General features: G+C 52.8%; 25 protein-coding genes. 13 read left to right on the top strand and 12 right to left on the bottom strand.

From position 1 onward, the window contains the following. Window positions 1–431 precede the first annotated feature (431 nt). The 3 genes from H6G53_RS07150 to H6G53_RS07140 all read left to right on the top strand — a co-directional run bounded on the left by H6G53_RS07150 (window position 432) and on the right by H6G53_RS07140 (window position 2,967). On the top strand, window positions 432–1,364 hold the full coding sequence (locus H6G53_RS07150) for an energy-coupling factor ABC transporter permease (protein WP_099532812.1): 933 nt from the start codon (window positions 432–434) through the stop codon (window positions 1,362–1,364). A 68-nt stretch (window positions 1,365–1,432) separates the two neighbouring features. Beyond that, window positions 1,433–2,077: a CbiQ family ECF transporter T component gene (locus H6G53_RS07145; protein WP_190531845.1), complete on the top strand. Its 645-nt coding sequence runs from the start codon at window positions 1,433–1,435 to the stop codon at window positions 2,075–2,077. Between the two features lie 131 nt (window positions 2,078–2,208). Further along, window positions 2,209–2,967, top strand: a complete 759-nt coding sequence (locus H6G53_RS07140) for an energy-coupling factor ABC transporter ATP-binding protein (RefSeq protein ID WP_099532813.1) — start codon at window positions 2,209–2,211, stop codon at window positions 2,965–2,967. Window positions 2,968–3,007: 40 nt separating this feature from the next. Here the strand turns inward: H6G53_RS07140 and H6G53_RS07135 are convergent, their stop codons facing one another. Beyond that, window positions 3,008–3,649, bottom strand: a complete 642-nt coding sequence (locus tag H6G53_RS07135) for a Uma2 family endonuclease (protein WP_190531709.1) — start codon at window positions 3,647–3,649, stop codon at window positions 3,008–3,010. Between the two features lie 142 nt (window positions 3,650–3,791). On the opposite strand from H6G53_RS07135, the gene gltX reads away from it, so the two are divergent. Both gltX and H6G53_RS07125 read left to right on the top strand, forming a co-directional pair. Continuing rightward, window positions 3,792–5,240 carry a glutamate--tRNA ligase gene (gene gltX / locus H6G53_RS07130; RefSeq protein ID WP_190531707.1) on the top strand — a complete coding sequence of 483 codons (1,449 nt, stop codon included), beginning with the start codon at window positions 3,792–3,794 and terminating at the stop codon, window positions 5,238–5,240. A 204-nt stretch (window positions 5,241–5,444) separates the two neighbouring features. Beyond that, window positions 5,445–6,554 (top strand): lipopolysaccharide assembly protein LapB, encoded by a 1,110-nt coding sequence (locus tag H6G53_RS07125; protein ID WP_099532818.1) that lies wholly within the window; start codon window positions 5,445–5,447, stop codon window positions 6,552–6,554. Between the two features lie 7 nt (window positions 6,555–6,561). Here the strand turns inward: H6G53_RS07125 and H6G53_RS07120 are convergent, their stop codons facing one another. The 11 genes from H6G53_RS07120 to H6G53_RS07070 all read right to left on the bottom strand — a co-directional run bounded on the left by H6G53_RS07120 (window position 6,562) and on the right by H6G53_RS07070 (window position 12,180). After that, window positions 6,562–7,386, bottom strand: a complete 825-nt coding sequence (locus tag H6G53_RS07120) for a peroxiredoxin-like family protein (RefSeq protein WP_190531705.1) — start codon at window positions 7,384–7,386, stop codon at window positions 6,562–6,564. A gap of 55 nt (window positions 7,387–7,441) precedes the next feature. After that, entirely contained in the window at window positions 7,442–7,894 is a 453-nt protein-coding gene (locus tag H6G53_RS07115; RefSeq protein WP_190531703.1) for a hypothetical protein, read from the bottom strand. 226 nt (window positions 7,895–8,120) lie between these two features. Further along, complete coding sequence (locus H6G53_RS07110) at window positions 8,121–8,771, bottom strand: Uma2 family endonuclease (RefSeq protein ID WP_190531702.1); 651 nt, start codon at window positions 8,769–8,771, stop codon at window positions 8,121–8,123. A 267-nt stretch (window positions 8,772–9,038) separates the two neighbouring features. After that, window positions 9,039–9,359, bottom strand: coding sequence for a DUF86 domain-containing protein (locus H6G53_RS07105; RefSeq protein WP_347343115.1), 321 nt, complete (start codon window positions 9,357–9,359; stop codon window positions 9,039–9,041). Further along, window positions 9,343–9,693, bottom strand: a complete 351-nt coding sequence (locus H6G53_RS07100) for a nucleotidyltransferase family protein (RefSeq protein ID WP_190531700.1) — start codon at window positions 9,691–9,693, stop codon at window positions 9,343–9,345. Before H6G53_RS07100 ends, H6G53_RS07105 begins: the two co-directional genes overlap by 17 nt. 6 nt (window positions 9,694–9,699) lie before the next feature. Beyond that, the gene (locus tag H6G53_RS07095) at window positions 9,700–10,011 is read right to left on the bottom strand and encodes a DUF86 domain-containing protein (RefSeq protein WP_242037328.1); all 312 of its coding nucleotides are present in this window, start codon (window positions 10,009–10,011) and stop codon (window positions 9,700–9,702) included. Window positions 10,012–10,043: 32 nt separating this feature from the next. Then, window positions 10,044–10,367 carry a nucleotidyltransferase family protein gene (locus H6G53_RS07090; RefSeq protein WP_190531697.1) on the bottom strand — a complete coding sequence of 108 codons (324 nt, stop codon included), beginning with the start codon at window positions 10,365–10,367 and terminating at the stop codon, window positions 10,044–10,046. A 26-nt stretch (window positions 10,368–10,393) separates the two neighbouring features. After that, on the bottom strand, window positions 10,394–10,840 hold the full coding sequence (locus H6G53_RS07085; RefSeq protein WP_190531695.1) for a hypothetical protein: 447 nt from the start codon (window positions 10,838–10,840) through the stop codon (window positions 10,394–10,396). Between the two features lie 99 nt (window positions 10,841–10,939). After that, on the bottom strand, window positions 10,940–11,275 hold the full coding sequence (locus tag H6G53_RS07080) for a XisI protein (RefSeq protein ID WP_099532830.1): 336 nt from the start codon (window positions 11,273–11,275) through the stop codon (window positions 10,940–10,942). Further along, window positions 11,263–11,676 carry a XisH family protein gene (locus tag H6G53_RS07075; protein WP_190531693.1) on the bottom strand — a complete coding sequence of 138 codons (414 nt, stop codon included), beginning with the start codon at window positions 11,674–11,676 and terminating at the stop codon, window positions 11,263–11,265. The genes H6G53_RS07080 and H6G53_RS07075 overlap by 13 nt, the downstream gene beginning before the upstream one ends. Before the next feature lie 3 nt (window positions 11,677–11,679). After that, window positions 11,680–12,180, bottom strand: a complete 501-nt coding sequence (locus tag H6G53_RS07070; protein WP_190531691.1) for a hypothetical protein — start codon at window positions 12,178–12,180, stop codon at window positions 11,680–11,682. On the opposite strand from H6G53_RS07070, the gene uvrA reads away from it, so the two are divergent. The 8 genes from uvrA to H6G53_RS07030 all read left to right on the top strand — a co-directional run bounded on the left by uvrA (window position 12,151) and on the right by H6G53_RS07030 (window position 23,406). Then, window positions 12,151–15,153, top strand: a complete 3,003-nt coding sequence (gene uvrA, locus H6G53_RS07065) for an excinuclease ABC subunit UvrA (protein WP_190353787.1) — start codon at window positions 12,151–12,153, stop codon at window positions 15,151–15,153. The genes H6G53_RS07070 and uvrA overlap by 30 nt on opposite strands. Before the next feature lie 127 nt (window positions 15,154–15,280). Beyond that, a complete protein-coding gene (locus H6G53_RS07060) occupies window positions 15,281–16,216 on the top strand; it encodes an N-acetylmuramoyl-L-alanine amidase (RefSeq protein ID WP_190531689.1) in 936 nt (311 codons plus the stop codon). A gap of 53 nt (window positions 16,217–16,269) precedes the next feature. After that, complete coding sequence (locus tag H6G53_RS07055; protein WP_242030798.1) at window positions 16,270–17,070, top strand: DUF1997 domain-containing protein; 801 nt, start codon at window positions 16,270–16,272, stop codon at window positions 17,068–17,070. Between the two features lie 854 nt (window positions 17,071–17,924). Then, entirely contained in the window at window positions 17,925–19,097 is a 1,173-nt protein-coding gene (gene ssuD / locus H6G53_RS07050; protein WP_190531687.1) for an FMNH2-dependent alkanesulfonate monooxygenase, read from the top strand. A gap of 102 nt (window positions 19,098–19,199) precedes the next feature. After that, a complete protein-coding gene (locus tag H6G53_RS07045; RefSeq protein ID WP_190527853.1) occupies window positions 19,200–20,219 on the top strand; it encodes an aliphatic sulfonate ABC transporter substrate-binding protein in 1,020 nt (339 codons plus the stop codon). 151 nt (window positions 20,220–20,370) lie between these two features. Beyond that, window positions 20,371–21,210: an ABC transporter permease gene (locus tag H6G53_RS07040; RefSeq protein ID WP_347343114.1), complete on the top strand. Its 840-nt coding sequence runs from the start codon at window positions 20,371–20,373 to the stop codon at window positions 21,208–21,210. A 148-nt stretch (window positions 21,211–21,358) separates the two neighbouring features. Next, window positions 21,359–22,105: an ABC transporter ATP-binding protein gene (locus tag H6G53_RS07035; protein WP_190531685.1), complete on the top strand. Its 747-nt coding sequence runs from the start codon at window positions 21,359–21,361 to the stop codon at window positions 22,103–22,105. Between the two features lie 80 nt (window positions 22,106–22,185). Further along, the gene (locus H6G53_RS07030) at window positions 22,186–23,406 is read left to right on the top strand and encodes an acyl-CoA dehydrogenase family protein (protein WP_190531843.1); all 1,221 of its coding nucleotides are present in this window, start codon (window positions 22,186–22,188) and stop codon (window positions 23,404–23,406) included. Window positions 23,407–23,519: the final 113 nt, after the last annotated feature.

Genomic DNA, 23,519 nt, shown 5'->3' with positions numbered 1-23,519 from the left:
ATCATGCTGGATCAGTGGCAATCCTCAAGCGGCATTGCGAACAAATCTAAACCCAGATCACTTCACGCTAGGTAACCCCAATCAAGGCTCAATAACGACTTGATCAAGACTCAATGCATTGAATTGAGCATTCTCCCAACGCTTCATTTTTCGAGCAGAAGGATAATTTCGCTGAGAAATCAATAGCGAGAATCAATCGGTTCAGTCAGGAAAAATTGAATTGGCAGATGGTTATGGTTTTTGACCAATTTCTACATCACTCTGAAAAGCCAATTGAGCAAGTTTGGAAGATGGGTATTTGAGAACTCCAAGGGCAGCAACCCCACCACTTCATCAGGCGATTCATATCCCCTCGGTAGGGATTGTTTTTTGGGGCTGAACTTGTTTTTTTGGAATGGCAATCTGTTGTGTGATTAACGCTGGCTGGTTTCATGCATATTCCTGACGGTTTTGTTTCAGTGCCCGTGGCAACGGTCACATCGGCGGCCACAATCGGGGCGATCGCCCTGTCCCTGGCGCGAACCCGATCGACCTATGGCCTCAAACAGGGGCCAATTTTGGGGCTAACCACAGCCTTCGTCTTTGCAGCTCAGATGGTGAACTTCCCCGTCGCTGGCGGCACAAGCGGCCACCTGCTGGGGGGAACGCTAGCAGCCGTGTTGATGGGTAACCCCTGGGCGGGAACCCTCTCGATCGCCACAGTCCTGCTGATTCAGGCGGTGTTGTTTGCCGATGGCGGCATCACGGCCCTGGGAGCCAACATTCTGAATATGGCCGTCTTTGGGGTCTGGACGGGCTGGATTTTGACCCAGGTGATTCAGCGCCTGCTCGGGGGATCCCAGCGACGGTTACCGCTCGCGGCCGGAATTGCAGCGGGGTTGAGTGTGGTGGTGGCGGCGATCGCCTGTGCGATCGAGCTGGTGTTATCCGGGACGGCGGCCTTTCAGCTCGCCGTGCCCGCCATGGCCGGAGTCCATATCCTGATTGGCTTGGGCGAAGGGATCATCACCGCTGGTGTCATTGGCTATTTGACCAAGGCTCGCCCCGACCTGCTGCCGGGAGCCAAGCCGCGTTTGGAACAGTGGCAAGGGCCGGTGATCGGCGTGCTGTTGGTGGCGGGGGTGCTGTCTTTATTGGCATCTTCCTGGCCCGATGGCTTGGAAAAGGTGGCAGAAGATTTGGGCTTTATTCGGCTGGCGGAAGAGGTGCGAATTACCGTGCCTACACCCTTTGCGGACTATGGCATTGAAGGCTTAGGGCCCTTGGGCACGACCATTACGGGGTTGTTGGGCAGTGTGGTTTCCTTTGGTGCAGCCTTCGGGATCGCCAAGTTGGTGCAACCCAAGCGAGCTGAAGAGTCGTGATTGAAATCAGCCTGAATGCCAATCGCCAATCAACATGGGGTTCGGAGCGATTGACTCCGGGCCCGGCCCTGGTGGTGTTGCGGTTGCGGTTGGCTCTGATTTGGGTATTGGGGGCTGCTTGCTTGCGGGTGGGTGCTTGGGCCCCGTTGGCGGTCTATGGCAGTTTGGCGATCGCCTGGGTTTGCTGGTTGCGGGTTCCGGCGCGATCGCTCCTGGGCCTGTTGGGGGCGGAACTGGTGTTTCTGAGCCTGGCGGCCTTGCCCCACGGTTGGGAACGGGCCAGCTTCCTGATGGCGCGATCGCTGGTTTGCCTGTTGCTGATGAATGGGGTGCTGTTGACCCTGCCGCCCCATAGTTTGGCGATCGCCTTGAAAAGTTTGCCGCTGCCGGCCGCTTTGCGAGAAACGGCTCTGTTGGCGGGGCAATACCTGGAAATTGTGATCGACGAGGTGCAACGGATGCAGCGGGCGGCCGCCTGTCGGGGGCTGTCGGGGCCGGGCAGTTGGTTGCGCTATGTCAGCGCCGCCACCATCGGCTCTCTGTATTTGCGCAGTCTCGATCGCGCTGAGCGGGTCTACGCGGCCATGGTGGTTCGGGGCTATGGGGGAGCCTTGCCCCTATTGCACCCCAGCCCGCCACACCATCGATGGTGGTTGTGGGGGGCGGCGGTGGGGGCTGCTGGTCTGGCGATTGGCTCCTACGGTTTCGCGTAGGGATTTTGGCGCAGGTTTGCCTCCCTTTGGGACGATGCCAACGGGTGCTGGTTTGGTGCTGTTGCCCTAATCCCTTTAAGGTTGATCAAGCAGGAATAAAGTTCGATCGCATGGCCGCCGCAACAGTATTCATGACCCTTTTTTCTAAATGCGAGCTTGATCGCGCTGAAGTGTCGGCCGCCGTTTTGGTGCAAGATTTGCAATTTGCCTATCCCCAACAGCCGCCGGTTTTGCAGGGAATTTCCTTTGCTTTGGAGCCGGGCGATCGGGTGGCCCTGTTGGGGCCCACCGGTTGTGGCAAAAGCACCCTCTTGGAGCAACTGATTGGCCTGAAGCAACCGAGCCGAGGCGCTGTGTGGATTGGGGGAACCCGGGTGGAGCCGCGCACCTTGCCCACCATTCGCCGCCGCTTGGGCTTTTGTTTCCAGGATGCCAACGACCAATTGTTTATGCCGACCATCTTGGAAGATGTGATGTTTGGGCCGCTGAACTATGGCATCCCGATCGCCCAGGCCAAAAACCAAGCCAGGGAACTCCTAGCCCGTTTTGATCTGTTGGCCTTTGAGGGGCGATCGGCCCATGAACTTTCGGGGGGGCAGCGGCGGTTGGCGGCCTTGGCGGCCGTGCTGGCCCTGGAGCCGGCCATTTTGGTGTTGGATGAACCAACCACGGGCCTCGATCCTCGGTGGCGACGATCGCTCGCTCAGGTTTTGGAAACCTTACCCATTCAATCGCTGATTGTGGCTTCCCATGATTTGCAATGGATTGGCAAAACCACCCATCGAGCCTTGATTTTGTCCCATGGGCGGATCCGAGAAGATCGACCCACGGCGGAATTATTGGGCGATCGGGCGCTGTTGGAATCCTACGATTTACCGCTGGATTATTAGCAAAATCATTGGCGCAATGGCGAGCAACCAATATCTCGAATTATGCGGATGATTCTGCTGGGTTTCCAAAAAGGTCTGACAGGGCGATCGATTCGTCGGGAAAGGCTAAGCAAGCGGCGCGATCGGCAGCGGTGAGGGTGAATTTGGTTTGATAGCCCTCGGGACTGGGATCACGATAAACCTCGAGTTTTTTGTGCTCCAAATCCACTAGCCAAAACTCGCCAATCCCCGATCGCGCGTAGAGTGGCCCTTTGACCTCGCGATCAGATTTCAGCGTGCTATCCGCCACTTCAATCAGCAGTAATACATCGCTAGTCTGGGGGTGACCAGTTCTATAAAATTTCGGGTCGCGTCGCAGAATAGCCAAGTCCGGCTGAGGCTGTGAATCCGTCAGTTGCAAAGAACATTGGACATTGAGCGTGGCCCGTTTTCGCAATAGATCAAAAAACACCTCAGCTAGTTGACTGACACAGGATTGGTGACGAAATCCAATGGGCGACATTTTGACAATGATTCCTTCAATGAGTTCCGTGCGAGCGTCCGGCGCGAGCGCACCGGCCTCATAAATTCGCTGGTATTCCGTCACCGTGAAACGATAGGGCTGACTAAGGGCGATCGACTGGGGTGGTTCTGGCTGAATGAGTTGAATTGCCGGTTCGATGGGCGTGCAAACTTGGGTCATGGGGTTGATCCTCAGATCGAACACCTTTCCAAACTATCGCAATCGATCAAGCCAGGCCAGTCACCCGATCGCCCCCCGTCAGGGCCGCAACCCGCTACAATCAAAGCCGCTTTATGACAATCCTTTAGCCCCCAACACCATCGTGTCCGTTCGCGTTCGCCTCGCTCCTAGCCCCACCGGAAATCTCCACATCGGCACGGCCCGCACCGCCGTTTTTAACTGGCTTTATGCTCGTCGCACGGGTGGCACCTTTGTGCTGCGGATTGAAGACACCGACACCGAGCGATCGCGCCCCGAATTTGAAGCCAACATCCTCGAAGGCCTGCAATGGCTGGGCATGAACTGGGATGAAGGCCCGTTCTACCAGTCCAAGCGCAATGAGTTTTACAAGCAAGCGATCCAAACCCTGCTCGACAAGGGCTTGGCCTACCGCTGCTACACCACCCCGGAAGAACTGGAGCAACTGCGCGAGGGCCAAAAAGCCCGCAACGAAGCGCCCCGATACGACAACCGCCACCGCAACCTGACCCCCGAGCAGGAAGCCGCCTTCATCGCCGAAGGTCGCCAGCCGGTGATCCGCTTCAAAATTGACGACAAGCGGACGATCGCTTGGAACGATCGAGTGCGCGGCACAGTCACATGGAAAGGCTTTGACCTGGGTGGCGACATGGTGGTCGCCCGCGCGGCCGGCATCGATGATGTGGGCCAACCGCTCTACAATCTGGCCGTGGTGGTTGATGACATTGATATGCAAATCACCCACGTGATCCGGGGTGAAGACCACATCGCCAACACCGCCAAGCAAATTTTGCTCTACGAAGCCCTGGGCGCAACGGTTCCCGAATTTGCCCACACGCCGCTGATCCTGAACCGGGAAGGGCGCAAGCTCTCGAAGCGGGACGGGGCCACGTCGGTGTCGGAATTCCGCAACATGGGCTATCTATCCGAGGCGATCGCCAACTACATGACCCTGCTGGGCTGGGCCCCGCCGGAGGGGATGGACGAGGTGTTTTCGCTGGAGCAAGCGGCCGCCCAATTTGAGATTGATCGCGTGAACAAGGCGGGCGCGAAGTTCGATTGGGACAAGCTGAACTGGCTGAACGCCCAATATCTGCACAAGATGCCGCCAGCCGAGCTGCTCGATCGCCTGATTCCCTACTGGCAAGGTGCGGGCTACAGCTTCGACCCCGTAGCCGATCGCCCCTGGCTGGAGGCTTTGGCGGGTCTGCTGGCCACGGCGATCGTCCGGTTGGATCAAGCGCCTGAGGCGGCCAAGCTGTTCTTTAGCGAAACGGTGGACTACACCGACGAAGCTAAGGCCCAACTGGCCCAGGCCGGCGGCGCGGAGATTTTGGCGGCGCTGGCGGCCGGCTTGACCGACCAGCCCTTGGATCACGACGCGGCCATGGCACTGATTAATCAGGTGGTGAAGTCCACGGGTACGAAAAAGGGCCAGGTGATGCGCACCCTGCGGGCCACCTTGATGGGGGCAATGCAGGGGCCGGAGATGGTTCCCACTTGGCAGATCCTGAACCAACGCGGGTTTGATCGCGCCCGGATTGCGGCGGGCCAGGCGATCGCCCAAGGGTAGATCCCAGCAGGATGGCAAGGGGCTGAAGCCCCTTGTCTTTGGTTGCCTGTCCACAGATGGGATGGCCCCGCAAGCCCTAAGATCTTCGGCAAGAGATTTTTGGCAATAAATCTTTGGCAAGAGATCTTCAGCAATAAATCTTTGGCAAGAGATCTCCTGTAACGCTTCCACTCGCTCGATCGCGCAAGGATCGAAACCGCAACTATGGCCATTCAATCCCTGTTTCAACCCCGCCACCGTCGGCTGATTGGGCGATCGCTGGGGTTACTGGTTTGGTTCGGGGCGATCGGGCTGGCCCCCGAGTTAGCCCAAGCCAGTCCCCTCACCCTGGCCCAAGTCAGCAACAGCAGCAATAATCCCCAACTTCAGGATCTGATTGAGCGGGGCGAGCAGTTTGTGCAGCGGCGCGATTGGGAATCGGCCTTGGTGATCTATGAACGGGCGGCCCAGCTTGATCGAGACAACGCCCGCATCTATTCCGGCATTGGCTATGTGCAAGCCATGCGCGGCAACTTCGCAGAAGCGGCCCGGGCCTATCAACAGGCAACGGTACTTGATCCGCGTAATGCTGAATTTTTCTATGCCCTTGGGTTCAGCTTCGCCAACACGAACGACCTGGAACCAGCCTTAGCCGCCTACTACCGTGCGGTGCAGTTGGATGAGCGCCACCTGAATGCCCATTTGGGGCTGGGAGCCGTGCTCTATCGCCAGGCCAACTACAGCGGCGCACTGCAAGCCTACCGTCAAGTTCTGAATCTGGATCCCCGGAATGCGACCGCCCAGGAGTTTGTGGGGCTAACCCTACTGAAGACCGGCGAAGTGCAACAGGCGATCGCGGCGTTGCAAGCGGCCCAAAAGCTGAACCCCCGCCGCGACAGCACCTATGTTTCGCTCGGGGTGGCCTGGTTGGCGGCCGGCAACAGCACGGAGGCCACGGCGGCTTTTGCCCAGGCAGCTCGACTGAATCCGCGAAATCCAACCGTTCATCTGCAAATTGGCAAAATTCTGCGGGAACAGGGCGATATTCCTGGAGCGCTCGCCGCCTATCAACGGGCGGTGTCGGCCGATGGAGATTCCTACGATGCCCAAGAGGCTCTGGCGGATCTGAGTTTGGAATCGGGCGATGTGTTGGTGGCGATTATTGGCTATCGGCGGTTGGTGGAGTTACAGCCCAACACGGGCATGGCTCACTTCAAATTAGGTCGCGCGTTGGCCAAGCAAGGGCGGAATTTTGAGGCCCGGGAAGCGTTCGATCGCGCGGCCGCCTTGGGGGTTCCCGATGCGATCGCCGCCCGTGATGCTCTGCCCAAGTGATGGGCGGTTAAGCCGGGTCGCCAACCGTCGCGGCCTGGGATGGGTTCAAATTCGGCGGTTCCAACTGATCTAGGAAAGCCAAAGGATTAGCCATGTTCGCGGCAAAGCCCAGAATTCCCCGATCGCGGTGTTCATAAAGCAACGTCCCGGCGCGATCGAACACAAAGGTTCCCCCCCGTTGGGTCATGTATTGAGCATCGGGAACGTAGCGATTCCAGTGGCTCAACACTTCCACCATATTTCGCAGTCGCAAGGTAGCCAGCTCAAAGGGACGCTGAAACCCCCGCCCGCCGGCCAGGGCAAAAAATTCACCCTTCATCGGGGGCAGTAATTTCGTGTCGATCGTTTCGTCGTCAGCGATCAACTGCGGTGCGGCGCGATCGCCCCGGTAACCCCGAAACACCTCCGCCAGCGTGCCCGGACTGCCCAGCCCCGCACACATCAACATCAAATTCACCCAAGCACTTTGACCCGATCGCAAGCCCAACCACGATCGGGTCAAGCCGCCATACAACCCCAATTCTTGATGGAGATCCGCCGTGGGATCGATCGACAGCGCTTCGGCGGGAAACCCCGTGTAATCACAAAATTTTTCCCCCGAGGAGCGATCGCCAATCCCCACAGCCCGCAGCACAATTTCATGATCACGCAGGCGATCGGCCTCCCGACGCAACCACCAGGCATATTCCAAGCTATCAAAATCCCCCAATTGAGGCAGAGCAATAAACAGAATTTTGGCTGCCCGATCGCACCCCTCCAAAACAGGGACGATCGCGCCGTCACTCACACGTTCACGCTGGCAATTTTGCAAAATTGGGTAGCAAGAATCCATGGCATTCAAGATCTTTCCAAGACTATTGGCAAGGCTAGAATTTTGCGGACATTGTCTAGGGGCAAGGGCCCGGTACAAAGGGTGGTTCTTTCCAATTTCCTTCAATGCTGAATCGAATTCGATTGCCTACAACTTGCACCCGTCCCATATCAATGTGGCGAACTGGCTCGCCCCCTCCGACGGGAACCACTTCCACACAACTCAAAAGCCGACGCGGATAATTACCGGTCATGAGGCGAGCTTCGTTGGGATAAATGCCAATGGAATCTGCTAATAAATCGGTTCCAGGGCGATTGCGCCGTTCTCGGATCACAAACCGCCGAATAAAAGCATCTTTGGTGCGGTTTTCCAAAATCAGGGCCATAGTTGGCTGTCGATCGGGCGTATTATTTGGATCATCGCTGTTGCTGGGGAGTTGGGCCCGCAAAGGATTAGCTATCAGAATTAGCCCGATCGCGATCGCCCCAGAGCCGAGCCAAGCTCCACGATTGATGAGCCTATTCTTCAAGATTTTGGGCTGAATTTGGGACTGCTCGCTTGGCTTTTGAGCAGTGTTTTTCTGGAATTTTTGAATCATGCCTGTTAATTTGGCTTTCAATTGAATCTCAGTGCTTACGAGGGTATCGAAAAAGGATCTTTGGGGACTAACAGAATAAAGACGATTGCGGCGCAAGCTGCTTAAGCATTTTGTCCGCATCAATTGTTAAGATCCGCAGCCTCTCAGTTTTGACGTTTCAAATATTCTGTTGATCTTCCGGCTGATCCATCGCCAGCTCATCAGTCGATAAATCCATTTCCGAAAAATCAATATTGCTATAAAGATCAGTTAATTGCAAAGTTAATTCAACAGTTTTGAGCTGAAGGGTAGATTCAGGCTTGCGATATTCCAAAAATCGCCACTCACAATCTTCTAATTTGATGAATTGCTCAACGCGCATTTCGTATTGGTCAATTAGGAGATATTCCTGAAAGCTGGGAATGGTGCGATAGGCGGCAAATTTTTCGCCCCCATCATAGTTGCGAGTAGATCTGGACAACACTTCTGCAATCAGCAAGGGATTCGTTACCGTATCTTTGCGACCCGCTTGCAGTTCGATCGGCTTGGGCAACACCATCACATCGGGATAGGTATACATCCGCCGCTCAGGAATCCACAGCCGCTGATCAGCCTGGAAAACACGATAGTTCCGATGTCGGAGTGCCAGCTTGAGGACAATATAGAGATTTCCTGTAATGTCGTTGTGATTGGGGGTTCCGCCAGTCATGGGGATGATGACTCCATCTCGGTATTCGTGACGCTGATCGCTGTTGACTTCCCGATCAAGATACGCTTCCGGGCTGTAGACAACGAGGCTTTGGGGGTGCTTGTCCAGTTGGGCGATCATGGGCAAAATCTCCTGGCCGGGGAACTGGGGCAAATTGGCTTGAGTCGATCGCCCCGTCACTTCCCATCCTACCGTTTCGGTCTCGGCCGCGCTGCCGCCTGCCCCGATCGCGAGGTTGGAATCATGGTCACTGGGGTTACCACTTTGGTGGTAGTTGCGATCGACTAATCCACTAATTGTTGGCGTAGGGTTTCGAGGACGATTTCGGCGGTTAGAATATGTGTGTTCGCTTGGCTGACCATGCTAAGTATCCTTATTTCTAACATTTCAACGGTCTTCTTCATTACTTTGAATATTTTTGATACAGGTTTTTAGAAAATCTAGATCATTTTCGATAATATTCCAGACAATTTTATTGTTGATACTGAAATAGGCGTGGGCGATCATATCTCTCATGCCTGCAATTTGTTTCCATTGAATTTCTGGATGTTGATCACGAATGTCTTGCGGAATTTGTTTTGTTGCTTCTCCGATAATGAGCAGGTTGAGAATCACTGCATCTTTTGTCCGTCGATCTTGTACAAATTCCTCATAGCTTATGTTTGTAGTATCGCTTTGAATGTTGTCAATGCTATTGAGAATATCCACTAGATACAGTTTGAGGTTGCGTGACATAGATCGCCTTTTGGATAATGCTTTCTTTGATCTGGGGTTTAATATCTTCTTGGATTACTAAGTCTATTTTTTTCTGAAATAAGTCCTCGAGAAAAAATTTCAGACTCATATACAAATTCAAGGTTGGATCGCCAGCAAATTCAACCAAGAAATCGAGGTCGCTGTGCTCGGTGGCTTGGTTGCGGGCGGTGGAACCAAAGAGGGCCAAGGTTTTGATGTTGTATTGCTCAAAGAGATTCGGTTGTTGGCGCAGGGTTGCAAGGACGGTTTCAGCGGTGAGGGTTGTTGGCTTTGGTTCATTGAGCATAATTTTCTAGTCTTTTAGGTTGTTGAGGATTTTGAGTAATTCTGGTTTGAGGACTGGTAGATCATTATTAACAGTATTCCAGAGTATTTTTAAGTTCACACCAAAGTAGTGATGAATCATTTTGTCTCTCATGCCTGCGATCGCTTTCCATGGAATCGCTGGATATTGTTCGCAAATCTCTTTTGGAATCTGTTTGGAGGCTTCACCAATGATTTCAATGGCTCGACTTACGGCAAAAATGGTCTTCTGATCATCCTCAAATGTTTTAAAGGTTAGACCGGCTATAAATTCCTGAGTAAGGTCGATCGAGGAAATCATATCGTTGAGAAAGTCTCTAATTTTTCTGGGAGTCATAGATAAATCACGTCGTCTAAGATATTTTGCTTCAGGCTGGGTTTGAGGTTTTCAGAAATCACGAGATCAACTTTTTTGCCGAGTTTTTCGCTTAGGGTATTTTCGATGTGGCAAAAGGTGATGAGACCGAAGGTGATGTCGGAATCAAGTTCGATAAGTAGATCAATGTCGCTTTCTGCGGTGGCTTGGTTGCGGCTGTAGGAACCAAAGAGTCCGAGTTTTTTGATGTTGTATTGTTGTTGAAGCGTTGGGAAAAGTTGGCGCAGGGTTGCAAGGACGGTTTTGGCGGTGAGGGGTTGGGCTTGGGTGTCTGGGGTCATGGGCCGATCGCTCTGGGTGGCGTGGATTAGGGGTGATAGATTTCGTATTCGCGAATGGTGGTGAGGGCAGCATCAAGGGTGATGTTTTCGTGGGTTGTCCACCATTTACCAGTGTGGCGGAAGTAGGCGAGATTAAATTGATCGGGGGCGACGTATTCGAGGCGGGTGAATCGCTCTTCGATCGCCTCTCTAATCACGCTGTCTTTGAATTCTGCGATCACAGCTTCAACGGCTTCCGAGTTCTTGAGGCGGCAGGTGTAGCAGAGATAAATAAAGCTGCGATGCCATTTCGTGAATAGGCTTTCAATTTGGAAGTAGGCGTGTTGGTCTTGGTGGAGATAGCGTGGGGCTAGGTCAGTGTCGATCAGGGTTTGCACCTGTTGGGTAATGGCTTGTTTTTCGGCTTCGGGGACTTTGGGTTTGTTTTGCTTCGAGGGAGAATAAACCCATTGGTATTTGCTTGATTTTGGCATGGTTTTAGACCTTGGTTTTTCCGGTTACAGCTTCAACAATCAGAATTTAATTTAGTTCATTCAGCTCTTCTGATCGCTTATGTTTCAGAAAATTCATCACTATGCCACTCCATAATTAGTAAATGGACGCTTGAACGGTGGCTGTAGCCCCAGGACAATATCCGATCGCTCAACCCCCAACTCGATCAAATCTTCCGCCGGATCTTGATCCGTCATATTTTCCTGAATCCAGACTCGCCCATCCTTGATATCGAAATGCATAATCGGATGGTAAATACGCTTCGACCCCTCCCAACCTAAATCTAACCAAAGATAGTGATCGCGAACCTCATCCAAAATCAACTGAGACTCGTATGCATTTCCCACACGCTCCCCAGAGTGGTACTCAGACAATAATTGTTTAATTGCATTGCGATACATGATTAATCGATCCATCGCACTAAACCTCCCTGCTCAGAATCATAAATAATTAGCCGCAGTGAATATTCTTGGATTGCTGATTGCGTAAATTCCAATGAAAAAAAGCGTTCGTAAGTTTCCAGCGGCACTGCCAAGAATAACTCTCGATCTGGCTGAACTCTTTGAAGTGCCAAGCGATAACTTAGAAATTGACCCAATGCACCATAAAAATCGGTTACGAATGATGACTTTAAAAAGCTTTTGATCTCGACTGCGATTTTCCGATTTTCCCGTTCCGCTGCGATAACCCGCTCCGCCGCTAAATCCACCTCAAAATTAACGCGACCAAACGATAGATATAACGGATCGGCCGTAATCACCCATCCCTCTGCCTCCAATCCAGCCTTGACCAGATCATGAAACATATCTCTAGCCATTCCTCATAACCCCGCAAAATTCACCAGATTTTTGAGTAAGCCCTCCGTTTCTGCCTCAAGTTGGAGAATCTCCGCCATTGCCTCCGCCGACGATCGCAACGGCTGGCGCTTGTAAAAATACTTGTTAAAGCTAATCTCATAGCCAATTGTAGTCTTGCTCAAATTGATCGACGTATCCTCCACATGCGGTTTCACCTCCCGCAAAACATAGCCGCGCATTGGATCTGCCAACGGGATTGATTCCGGATCCCGTAACTGACCGTCCGGCTCACACTCCACCCCCACCCTAGGGCGATCGCTCGGAAAATAGCCAAAATCTTGAGCTGCTTCGGCGACAGCGCCAACGAACCCCGCTTCCCATCGTTCAATTTTGCACGCGCCCCTTGACCGTTGCGCCGCCGCCCACCCCGATCGAACGCTAGGATAAAGAGCGCTATTTTCGATTTGCTGGCGTTTGTTGCGGTGGTTGCCCCCATGGCTAGTTCTGCTAATTCCCGTCCCCATCCCGATCGCCAGCCGCAGTCTCCCGAAGTCCGCGAGCGGATCCATGTGCGCGGCGCAAGGCAACACAACCTGAAAAATCTTGATTTGGAGTTGCCCCGCAACCAATTAATTGTGTTTACGGGGGTGTCGGGATCGGGAAAATCTTCGTTGGCGTTTGACACGATTTTTGCAGAGGGTCAGCGGCGCTATGTGGAGTCCCTGAGCGCCTATGCAAGGCAGTTTTTGGGGCAGGTGGATAAGCCCGATGTGGACGCGATCGAGGGGCTGAGTCCAGCGATTTCGATCGACCAAAAATCCACCAGCCACAACCCCCGATCGACCGTGGGCACGGTGACGGAAATCTATGACTATTTGCGGTTGCTCTATGGGCGGGCCGGTGAACCCCATTGTCCCGTTTGCGATCGGGGAATTGCGCCCCAAGCGATCGATCAAATGTGCGATCGGGTGATGGAACTGCCCGATCGGACTCGGTTTCAGATTTTGGCCCCGGTGGTGCGCGGCAAAAAAGGAACCCACAAAAAATTGCTATCGAGTTTGGTATCCGAAGGCTTTGCGCGGGTGCGAATTGATGGGGAAGTGCGCGAACTGAGCGATGCGATCGAACTGGACAAAAACAAATTTCACGACATTGAAATTGTGGTCGATCGCCTAATTAAAAAAGAAGGCATCCAAGAGCGCCTAGTTGACTCCTTGCAAACTTGCCTCAAACATGCGGGCGGGGTGGCCGTGGTGGATATTTTGCCCGCTGCCCATGCACCGGATTCCGGAGCCAATGGCACAACGGCTGCGGATTCGACCAATGGGGCGGCTAATTCCGAAACGGCAACAGAATTGCCCCAATCTTTGGTTTTTTCTGAGAATTTTGCTTGCCCAGAACATGGCGCGGTGATGGAGGAATTATCGCCGCGACTCTTTTCGTTTAATTCACCCTATGGGGCTTGTCCCGCTTGCCACGGATTGGGATTCTTACGCACCTTTTCCCCAGAATTGGTGATTCCTGATCCCAAGTTGCCGGTCTATGCGGCGGTAGCCCCTTGGTCAGATAAGGACAGTACCTATTACCTATCCTTGCTGCACAGTGTGGGGCAGGCCTTTGGGTTTGAAATTCAAACGCCTTGGAACCAACTCAGCGAAGAACAGCAACAGATCTTGTTGTACGGCACGGATAAACCAATTTGGATTGAAACGGATTCCCGATTCCGAGAACGCCAGGGCTATCACCGAAAGTATGAAGGGATTTTGCCGATTTTGGATCGACAATATCGCGAATCCACCTCTGATCAATACAAACAAAAGCTAGAGCAATATTTAGTCGATCAAGCTTGCGAGGTTTGCCAGGGTCAACGGTTGAAACCGGAGGCGCTGGCCGTGCGTTTGGGCCCCTACCGAATTATTGATTTAACCAATGTGTCGGTACGAGAGGCCTTGGCGCGGGTGCAACAACTCACGGGCAGCGTTGATGGCCGATCGCTCCTGTCAGAACGGCAACAGGCGATCGGGGCCTTGGCGCTGAAGGAGGTGGAATCGCGGTTGAAGTTTTTGATCGATGTGGGGTTGGATTATTTGACCTTGGATCGATCGGCGGCGACCCTTTCCGGCGGCGAGGCCCAGCGGATCCGCCTAGCCACCCAAATCGGTGCAGGCTTGACGGGGGTGCTCTATGTGTTGGATGAACCGAGCATTGGTCTGCACCAGCGGGATAACGATCGGCTGTTGGCCACCCTCACCCGGTTGCGGGACTTGGGCAACACGCTGATTGTGGTGGAGCACGATGAAGACACGATTCGGGCGGCGGATCACTTGGTGGACATTGGCCCCGGCGCGGGCATCCATGGGGGCGAAATTGTGGCCCAAGGTTCCCTGGCGGATTTGCTGAAGGCGGAAACCTCCTTAACGGGGGCCTATCTGTCCGGGCGGCGGCAAATTTGCACCCCGGCCGAGCGTCGATCGGGCAATGGCCTGAGCCTGAAAATTTTGGATGCCTACCGCAATAATTTGCAGCACGTGAGCGTGGAAGTGCCCTTGGGCAAATTTGTTTGCGTGACGGGGGTGTCTGGTTCCGGCAAGTCCACCTTGGTGAATGAGCTGCTATTGCCTGCGCTCTATCACCACCTGGGTCACAAGATTCCGTTTCCGGCGGATTTGGGCGATATTCGCGGCCTGCAACATATCGACAAGGCGATCGCGATCGACCAATCCCCGATCGGGCGCACGCCCCGCTCCAACCCCGCCACCTATACGGGCGCGTTTGACATCATCCGCGACGTGTTCACCCAGACGATCGAGGCCAAAGCGCGGGGCTACAAAGCCGGTCAGTTTTCCTTTAACGTCAAGGGCGGCCGCTGCGAGGCCTGTGGCGGCCAGGGCGTGAACACGATCGAAATGAATTTCTTGCCCGATGTCTATGTGCAGTGCGAAGTCTGCAAAGGCAAGCGCTACAACCGGGAAACGCTCCAGGTGAAATACAAGGGCTACTCGATCGCCGACGTGCTGGAAATGACGATCGATGAGGCCCTGGAGGTGTTCCAAAATGTGCCGAAAGCCGTCAGTCGCCTGCAAACCCTCTCCGATGTGGGTCTGGGTTACATCAAGCTCGGCCAACCGGCCCCCACCCTCTCCGGTGGTGAGGCCCAGCGGGTGAAGTTGGCCACGGAACTATCCCGCCGAGCCACGGGCAAAACCCTGTATCTGATTGACGAGCCGACCACGGGACTTTCGTTCTATGACGTGCATAAGCTGCTGGACGTGGTGCAACGGCTGGTGGATAAGGGCAACACGGTGCTGGCGATCGAGCACAACTTGGACTTTATCCGGTGCGCCGATTGGGTGATTGATCTGGGGCCCGAAGGGGGCGATCGGGGTGGGCAAATCATCGCCACTGGCACGCCGGAACAGGTAGCCGTGAATCCAGTTTCCCACACGGGACGCTATCTCAAGCTCGCCCTGGAGCAGCACCCTCCCAGCGGGGAGTGATGTTCAAATTGGGTGGCGATCGCCCCCCCGCCAGACAACTGCCTAGGGGCGATCGCCCAGTCGCCGCCACCTCAATGCAACGGCTAGACTGATGAGCAGCCTGAGAGACCCGAGGAGACTGGATTCAATGAAATATGGGATTGACATGGGCCACAACGCGGCCCCCGACACTGGCGCAGTGGGCATCAAAAAAGAAGATGACCTCACGATCGCCGTCGGCACAAGGGTGATCAGTCAACTGCAAGCCTTGGGTCATCAGGTGGTGAACTGCACCCCCAAAAGCGCCTCCAGCGTCATGGACTCGCTTTCCAAGCGTTGTTCCACCGCCAATGCCAACAATGTGGATTTATTTGTCTCCATCCACTTCAACAGCTACAACGGCCGCACCAGCGGTTCTGAAGTTTGGTATGCCAGCAATTCTGGGAAGAAATTTGCCCAACCCGTGCTCACGGAAATTCTGAAACTGGGCTATGTCAACCGTGGCATCAAAGAGGGCAACTTCTACGTGCTAGCCCATACGGATATGCCCAGCATTTTGGTGGAATGCTGCTTTGTGGATTCCGCCGATGATATGAAGCGGTTTGACCCAGACCAAATGGCGCGGGCGATCGTGGCGGGCGTGACCGGCGGCCAAACGGCCACCACGCCGCCCCCGACCACCAGCGACCCAGAAATTGTGAAATTGCAGCAGGCCCTTAACCGGTTGCAGGTTTACGCCACACCCACGGGCCAGCCCTTGGCCGCCGACGGCAAGCTGGGGCCCCAAACCAACCAGGCGAAACAACGCCTCAAAACCATCTTTGCCATTTCGCCTGCGGAAACGGAAGCCAGCAATCGCGCCATGTGGGAAGCGATCACGTCGATCACGGTCGATCGCGTTGTGTTGCGACCCAATCACGGCTATGGCCCGGCGGTGCGCTATTTACAATTCCGATTGAATATTCCGCCCACGGGGTTATACAGCGACGCAACGGTTAGCGCAGTGCTGGCCTATCAAAAAGCCCAAGGGTTGACAGCCGATGGGGTGGTGGGCCCAGCCACCTGGGGCAAATTGGTTCCTTAGGCCAGGACGTTGGGCGATCGAGCAGGCTATAGTCTCCAAGGTGTTGATATTGCATGGCTATGCGTTCTACCCCTGACTGGTCACCGGAATCCGATCCCAATCCCAACGAGGGGCGATCGGACGATGCGGCCCTTAAGGCGCAAGACCCGTCAATCAATATTCACAACCCACAGCAGACCGTTCAGAGTGGAGATCGGGACGGTTTCCAGAATGACGCGCAGAAGGGTGCTCAAAACGCCCAACCGGACTCCGGTGCCGAGGATGACAGCGATGGGCCCATGCGGTTCTATAACCGCTTTGAGGACTACATGGAAATCGCCGCCGCCCCGGAAACCTTTGCCAACTACCTCGATGGGCATCAGGAGTGGTTTCACCGCTGTGCTCATCCAATGCAGGTCAACCCGATCGACCAAAACAGCTATGCCATCACGATCGGGCACTTTGGCGCATTTGACTATTACGTGGAACCGAAAGTGGGCCTCGAACTCCTGCCGCCGGAACAGGGCGTTTATGGGATCCGCACCGTACCCGTGCCCGACTATGACCCACCGGGCTACGCCGTAGACTTCCAGGCCGCCATGAAACTGGTGGCGGTGGACAATCCCGACGAAGCGGCCGAGCAACCCGTGAGTACCCACGTCACTTGGACACTGGATTTAAATGTGGATGTGTGGTTTCCGCGCTTTATTCGGGTTTTGCCCCAAGGATTGATTCAAAGAACGGGCGATCGACTGCTGGGGCAAATTGTCCGCCAGGTGTCTCGCCGGTTAACGGCTAAGGTACAAACGGATTTTCATGAGTCCCAAAATTTGCCGTTTCCCCAGCAATTGCAACGCAACCGCAGCTTCTTTTAGCAACTTTTTTTAGCAGCTTTTCTAACAGCTCTTCCTCAAGGGTTTTCTCAATCATTGAGAAGAGACCCAGGCAGCAGACCAGAGGCTTAGTTCCGGGATCCAGACAAGGGGTTTAAACCCCTTGTCTTTGTTTTTGATCGTTTCCTAACGCCAGGATCAGCACATTAGGAATTGGCTAACAACCTTTGGCGTTGGCGATCGCGCTGGAAATCACACTAATCGCACTAAAGGTTAGCGGGTTAGCCCGTGGGTGAGCAATGCCCACCGAATCGTTGCTTCATGACATCTGCCATATGGCGTGCCAATTATTTTAGATCAAGGCTGTATCGGCAGAAAGATTGTTTTTGTAGCTTGAAATACTAGACAAAAACAGGCAATTAATCTAAAGCGAGTGATGCATTAGCTACTGTGCCGATCGAAACGTGAAAGCACCTAGCCCACTTCAGAAAAATACAAAGCACGAGAGATTTTTAGTTTAAATACATTCGCAAAAGCCTTACGGAGCAAGATAAACAGCAATTTGACATCGGGAATAAAGTTCTGATTTTTCAGGCCTTCACTCGACGCTTGTTCGATCGACTGAAGGAAATATTCGAAACTGAACTTGCATAATTCTTGAGATCTGTGTAATATTCTTTCGAGAAAAATACGGTATTCCGATCTGAATATCGTATTTTGTAAAACATGGCTTCAATTCATAGGCATAGACCAAGCATATGAGCCAGCCATATCGGTCAGCCCCATTCACCTGGAGCCGCCAATTAAACCAGCCACGAGATGCACGCTTTTAAAGTTCAAAAGCGTTTGCGCTCCGGCCTCATCCCCACCTTTTGATTGAACGTGAGTAGCCAACTGTGAATGTCCTTTGGTTTATTCCAACCTATGGTGATGGACGCTACTTGGGGACGAATATTGGCGGTCGTCCTTCAGATTTCGCCTATCTCAAACAGCTTGCTCAGGCGATCGATGCCCTACCGTTTTCGGGAGCACTATTGCCCACAGGGCGGGCCTGCGAAGACGCATGGGTTGTTGCCTCGGCGCTCATTGCCGTAACGCAGAGGATGAAATTTTTGGTAGCCGTGCGACCCGGACTCACGCTGCCGGGTGTGGCAGCACGCATGGCCGCCACGTTCGATCGCCTCTCTGGGGGACGACTGCTGATCAATGTTGTTACCGGTGGCGACCCTGTGGAATTAGCAGGCGATGGCCTGCACTTAGCCCACGACGATCGCTACGCCCTCACTGACGAGTTTTTGACAGTTTGGCGCAAGCTGCTGCTTCAGGAAACCGTGAACTTTACCGGTAGCCACATTGATGTGCGCGGTGGACAACAAGTTTTCCCACCACTGCAAAAACCTTATCCGCCCCTATGGTTTGGCGGCTCATCAACTGCCGCGCACCGGGTCGCAGCCAAACACGCCGATACCTATCTGACTTGGGGCGAACCGCCAGCCGCCGTCGCTCAAAAAATTGCTGATGTTCGACAACAGGCCGAATCCCAAGGGCGATCGGTACGATTTGGAATTCGGCTGCATGTGGTGGTGCGAGAAACAACATCCGAAGCCTGGGCAGCCGCAGAAGACCTACTGCGTTACGTGGACGAGTCGGCAGTGGCTCGCGCACAGGCAGATTTTGCTCGCATGGATTCTGAAGGCCAACGTCGCATGACCCATTTCAATCGCGGCAGTCGAGAGTCCCTGGAAATTTCTCCCAACCTTTGGGCGGGTGTTGGCCTGGTGCGCGGAGGAGCCGGAACAGCGTTGGTTGGCGATCCCGAAACAGTTGCCGAACGCCTACGGGAATACGCGGACTTGGGCATTGATTCCTTCATTCTCTCGGGCTACCCCCACTTGGAAGAAGCCTATCGCACAGCGGAGTTGTTACTGCCTCGACTTCCCCTGGCTCCCGTTGAACAACAATCCACCCAACATCAGGTAGTCAATCCCCTGATGTTTGGCCCCTTTGGCGATGCCTCAGCCCAGAGCTTGCGCGATCGTTTGCCCTCTCCCCAATCAGTACCGGTTTAGTTCATCCGCTGGCAAGCGCTAGGAATTCCAGCAAGAAATCGTCATCGCCGTTTAACCAACACTGTCAATCCGTCAAGTCCTCCATCTGACCAGGAGCTAAGCATGAGCAGTCAAAGTACAGTTGTTCGTTTCATTGCCAAAACCTTCAAGCTTCCTAAATGGTTGCTAAGTCTTGCCCTGGTTTTCATCGTTTCCGTGGGATGCAGCAATGCAACCAAAGCAGACTTGCCCAAATCCATTCGATTAGATTACGCCTATTACAATCCTGTGAGCCTTGTTCTGAAAGAAAAGGGCTGGGTTGAGTCGGAATTTGCAAAAGATAAAATCCAAGTTGAATGGGTTTTAAGTCAAGGCAGTAACAAAGCCTTGGAGTTCTTGAATGCTCGTAGCTTAGACTTTGGCTCAACGGCTGGAGCTTCCGCCCTGATTGGGAAAGCGAATGGTAATCCCATCAAGTCAATCTATACCTATTCCAAACCCGAATGGGTGGCCTTGGTCACCAAGGGCGAGTCATCAATTAAAAGTGTTTCGGATCTCAAAGGCAAGAAAGTTGCTGCAACCCGAGGCACTGATGCCTTCATTTTCCTGCTGCGCTCCCTGGATCAAGTGGGACTGAGTGATAAAGACGTGACAATTATCCCGCTGCAACACGCAGATGGTCGTGCTGCCCTTGAAAAGGGTGACGTTGATGCTTGGGCCGGCCTAGACCCGCATATGGCAAAAGCTGAATTGGAAAGTGGCGCTCGTTTGTTTTCCCGCAATCCTGAATTCAATAGCTATGGCGTACTGAATGTTCGGGAGGAATTTGCACAACGCTATCCACAATTGGTTGAACGTGTGCTTCGAATCTACGAACAAGGACGGCAGTGGGCACAGGAAAATCCGGAAGAATTGAAAGCAGTTCTTGTCAAGGAATCCAAGCTGAGTCCTGCCGTGGCAGCCAAGCAACTGGAGCGAACTGATCTTTCAAATTCAGCCATTGGCGGGCAACAGAAGAATGCCATTGTGGCAGCGGGGAGCGTCCTCAAGAAAAGTGGCATTATTTCAGAGTCGATCAACGTCAATCAGGTTGTAGATAGTCTCATCGATCCCCAGTACATTGATCAGATTGTCAAAAAATAATTGACTGATTCCGAGAGTTGGCTTGACTAAGCTATTGAGTAATCATGAGTAGTCATGAGTAATCAATTGGCGGCTGAAAGCAAGTCAACTCTAAAATCAGACTGGTCAGGAAAATCCGGAAATACGAACCTAGTTGAGGCTTGTCAGAACAGTGACCACCACCATCAAAAGGCAATCTGAGATTAGACGACTGCGGCCCAATCAGAAAATTCGCTGGCGGGATTCATCCATCTTCCAAGGAGGAATTTTGCCAGTAGCTCTACTGCTGACTTGGGAAATTCTTTCGCGACTCAGTATCTTTCCAGAAAACTTGATGCCTGCGCCATCAGTTGTTTTGCTCACACTTTGGCAACTGACAGTTGATGGTCAACTTTTTGGGCATATTGGCATCACGCTTTACAGGGTGCTTTTGGGGTTTTTGATTGGTGGTGGTCTCGCAACCATTATTGGTGCTCTGACAGGATATTTTCGTGTTTTCCATCAATTGTGCGATCCCCTGTTGCAGGCACTGCGGAGTATCCCATCCCTGGCTTGGGTTCCTTTATTTATTCTTTGGCTAGGTATTCAGGAGCCTTCAAAAATAGCCCTGATTGCAGTGGGAGTTTTTTTTCCAGTTTATCTAAATCTGATGACGGGAGTTCGAGAGGTCGATCGCAAGCTGGTTGAGGTTGGCAAGGTATATCGATTAAGCGATTGGGAATCTATTGTGCGAGTTTTTATCCCAGCCACACTACCAGCTTATTTAGTTGGGTTACGAAGTGGACTGGGATTGGGATGGATGTTTGTGGTTGCTGCTGAAATTATGGGTGCCAGCCAAGGTTTAGGGTTTTTGTTGGTTGATGGACAGGCCACCGGGAGACCTTCAATTATTTTGGGCAGCATTTTGCTATTCGCAATCATTGGGAAGACCACGGATTTGATTCTTCTGATTTTTGGTAAGCGTCTCTTGTATTGGCAGGATGTTTATGGATCGAGTGAGCAATCTGTTTAGAGCATTGTCCAAGAACGAAAGCATGAAGCATTGTCAAACTATGATGCGGAATTTTTGAAATTTGGGATTCCCAGAGTTTGAATGAATTTGAGCCTCAGTTGGATTGATGAACCTGAATATAACTCGCTGTGAGTGAGGGCTATTGAACATGCTAAAAATTGATGGAGTTGGAAAACAGTTCAGAAATGGTTACATTGCCATTGACAGAATTGATTTGACGCTAGAACCGGGTGAAATTGTTGGATTAGTCGGTGCTAGCGGCTGTGGCAAAAGTACTCTGCTGCGAATTATTGCCGGTCTAGAGCATCCGAGTCTGGGGCAAGTTCTGATTGATGATGAAGTGATCCGAAAACCACATCCCAAGGTGAGCACGATCTTTCAGGAACCGCGCTTAATGCCTTGGTTGACAGTTCGTCAAAATATTGCCTTTGGCTTGTCAAAATTACCGCCCCCAGTTCGTGATGAGCTGACCACTGATGCCATTGCACGGGTTGGTTTATGCCAGTTTGCGGATTCACTCCCTCGACAGTTATCAGGTGGGATGGCGCAGCGTGTGGCGATCGCCCGTGCTTTAGTGACTCGTCCATCGATTCTTTTGCTGGATGAACCATTTAGCGCATTGGATGCGTTTACTCGCCTCAAGCAACAAGATCATTTGCTGAATCTGTGGCAAGAGAATCGCCCAACTTTGTTACTCGTAACCCACGATGTTGAAGAGGCGGTGCTACTCAGCGATCGAGTGATTGTTTTGCAATGTCCTGGACGGGTTTATCGAGAGTTCACCATCGATTTACCACGTCCTCGATCGCGCACGAGCCTGGAATTTCAGCGTTGGAAGATCGAAATTCTAGATGCACTCAACTTTTCTAGGGAGCTACAGTTGGCAAATCGTTAAACCCAAATCTCAGAGCTACTTGAGTTGGCTTGCTGAGTAAATTGCAGTTGATGACCGATTTCCCGATCGCCAAGGACATTATGACGAACTTAAGACCTGAAAGATCTAGTGTTTTGGTTAGCGATTGGACTGAGCAAAACCGGCTTGACCCGTTGGCAGTTGCTCGATCTTTAGCAGAAGATTTTTCGACAACGGTGATTGAGCGAGACGCAGCCGGCGTGACTCCCTTGCTTGAGCGCAATTGCCTACGTCACAGCGGACTCTTGAAGCTAATCATTCCCAGCTCTGCCGGTGGCTGGGGAGAAAGTTGGATTCTGGCAATGCGAATTAGTCGCGAATTTGCCAAGATAGATAGCTCGATCGCCCATATTTATTCCTACCACAACTTGGGAGTGATCATTCCTTACCTATTTGGAACTGTTCAGCAGCGAGATTATTACTATCAAGAAACTATTCAACAGAATTGGTTTTGGTGTAATGCGCTCAATCCCCTAGACCACAATCTCAAGTTAAGTCGAGAGGGTGGGATCTATCGCCTGAATGGATTTAAAACATTTTGCTCAGGAGCCAAAGACTCGGATATTTTGCCGACCATGGCCACTGAAGAAGCATCCGGCAAGCAGGTCATTGCCATTTTGCCTACGAGACGTGCCGGAATTGAGCTGCAAAATAATTGGGACAATATTGGGCAACGTCAGACCGATAGCGGCAGCGTTGTTTTTAACAATGTTTTGGTGAAGTCGGAAGAAATTTTGGAAGACCAAACTCAAGTCAATCAGCCATTCCGAACCATTCGGGCCTGTTTGACACAACTCAACTTAGCCAATATTTACTTAGGAATTGCACTGGGGGCGTTAGATAGCGCCAAGCTTTACACTCGCCATTGCACTCGTCCTTGGCCCACTGCCGGAGTGCCCACCGCTGGCGACGATCCCTATATCCTTCAACGATATGGTCAATGGTGGGCTGGGTTGGAGGCGGCTACGGCGCTTTGTGACCGGGCGGCTGAGCGCTTGCAAAACGCTTGGGATCGCAGTTGGGCCCTGTCATCGGAGGAGCGAGCTGAGTGCGCCCTGGCAATTGCCTCGGCTAAGGTGGTTACCCACCAGGTTGGATTGGATGTGACGAGTGGAATTTTTGAGGCGATGGGTGCGCGATCGAGCAGTCGATGCTACGGGTTTGATCAGTTCTGGCGTAACCTCCGAACCTTCACGCTTCATGATCCGATTGATTACAAGATCAAAGCCCTTGGCGATTGGGTTTTGAATGAGCGCTTACCGAAGCCTGACTTTTATCTTTAGGGTTTTTATCTTTAGGGTTTTAGGCTAGGGTTTCGGGTTTCTGAAGATTAACCGCAAGAATGCACCAAGCATTTCTGTCCTAGTTTCGCTGGGTGGGACAAGGGGTTTAAACC

The sequence above is a fragment of the Limnothrix sp. FACHB-406 genome (genome assembly GCF_014698235.1).
Taxonomy (GTDB): domain Bacteria; phylum Cyanobacteriota; class Cyanobacteriia; order CACIAM-69d; family CACIAM-69d; genus CACIAM-69d.
This window is presented reverse-complemented; position numbering and strand designations above follow the sequence as displayed.

Excerpts from the sequence above, each read along its gene's own strand:
- H6G53_RS07135 (WP_190531709.1), bottom strand. The coding sequence starts at position 3,649 with ATGACCCAAGTTTGCACGCCCATCGAACCGGCAATTCAACTCATTCAG.
- H6G53_RS07085 (WP_190531695.1), bottom strand. The coding sequence starts at position 10,840 with ATGCCAAAATCAAGCAAATACCAATGGGTTTATTCTCCCTCGAAGCAA.
- H6G53_RS07140 (WP_099532813.1), top strand. The coding sequence starts at position 2,209 with ATGACCCTTTTTTCTAAATGCGAGCTTGATCGCGCTGAAGTGTCGGCC.
- H6G53_RS07150 (WP_099532812.1), top strand. The coding sequence starts at position 432 with ATGCATATTCCTGACGGTTTTGTTTCAGTGCCCGTGGCAACGGTCACA.
- H6G53_RS07100 (WP_190531700.1), bottom strand. The coding sequence starts at position 9,693 with ATGCTCAATGAACCAAAGCCAACAACCCTCACCGCTGAAACCGTCCTT.
- H6G53_RS07060 (WP_190531689.1), top strand. The coding sequence starts at position 15,281 with ATGAAATATGGGATTGACATGGGCCACAACGCGGCCCCCGACACTGGC.
- H6G53_RS07095 (WP_242037328.1), bottom strand. The coding sequence starts at position 10,011 with ATGATTTCCTCGATCGACCTTACTCAGGAATTTATAGCCGGTCTAACC.
- H6G53_RS07055 (WP_242030798.1), top strand. The coding sequence starts at position 16,270 with ATGGCTATGCGTTCTACCCCTGACTGGTCACCGGAATCCGATCCCAAT.
- H6G53_RS07125 (WP_099532818.1), top strand. The coding sequence starts at position 5,445 with ATGGCCATTCAATCCCTGTTTCAACCCCGCCACCGTCGGCTGATTGGG.
- H6G53_RS07035 (WP_190531685.1), top strand. The coding sequence starts at position 21,359 with ATGCTAAAAATTGATGGAGTTGGAAAACAGTTCAGAAATGGTTACATT.
- H6G53_RS07075 (WP_190531693.1), bottom strand. The coding sequence starts at position 11,676 with ATGGCTAGAGATATGTTTCATGATCTGGTCAAGGCTGGATTGGAGGCA.
- uvrA (WP_190353787.1), top strand. The coding sequence starts at position 12,151 with ATGGCTAGTTCTGCTAATTCCCGTCCCCATCCCGATCGCCAGCCGCAG.
- H6G53_RS07120 (WP_190531705.1), bottom strand. The coding sequence starts at position 7,386 with ATGGATTCTTGCTACCCAATTTTGCAAAATTGCCAGCGTGAACGTGTG.
- H6G53_RS07070 (WP_190531691.1), bottom strand. The coding sequence starts at position 12,180 with ATGGGGACGGGAATTAGCAGAACTAGCCATGGGGGCAACCACCGCAAC.
- H6G53_RS07090 (WP_190531697.1), bottom strand. The coding sequence starts at position 10,367 with ATGACCCCAGACACCCAAGCCCAACCCCTCACCGCCAAAACCGTCCTT.
- H6G53_RS07030 (WP_190531843.1), top strand. The coding sequence starts at position 22,186 with ATGACGAACTTAAGACCTGAAAGATCTAGTGTTTTGGTTAGCGATTGG.
- H6G53_RS07110 (WP_190531702.1), bottom strand. The coding sequence starts at position 8,771 with ATGATCGCCCAACTGGACAAGCACCCCCAAAGCCTCGTTGTCTACAGC.
- H6G53_RS07080 (WP_099532830.1), bottom strand. The coding sequence starts at position 11,275 with ATGGATCGATTAATCATGTATCGCAATGCAATTAAACAATTATTGTCT.
- H6G53_RS07045 (WP_190527853.1), top strand. The coding sequence starts at position 19,200 with ATGAGCAGTCAAAGTACAGTTGTTCGTTTCATTGCCAAAACCTTCAAG.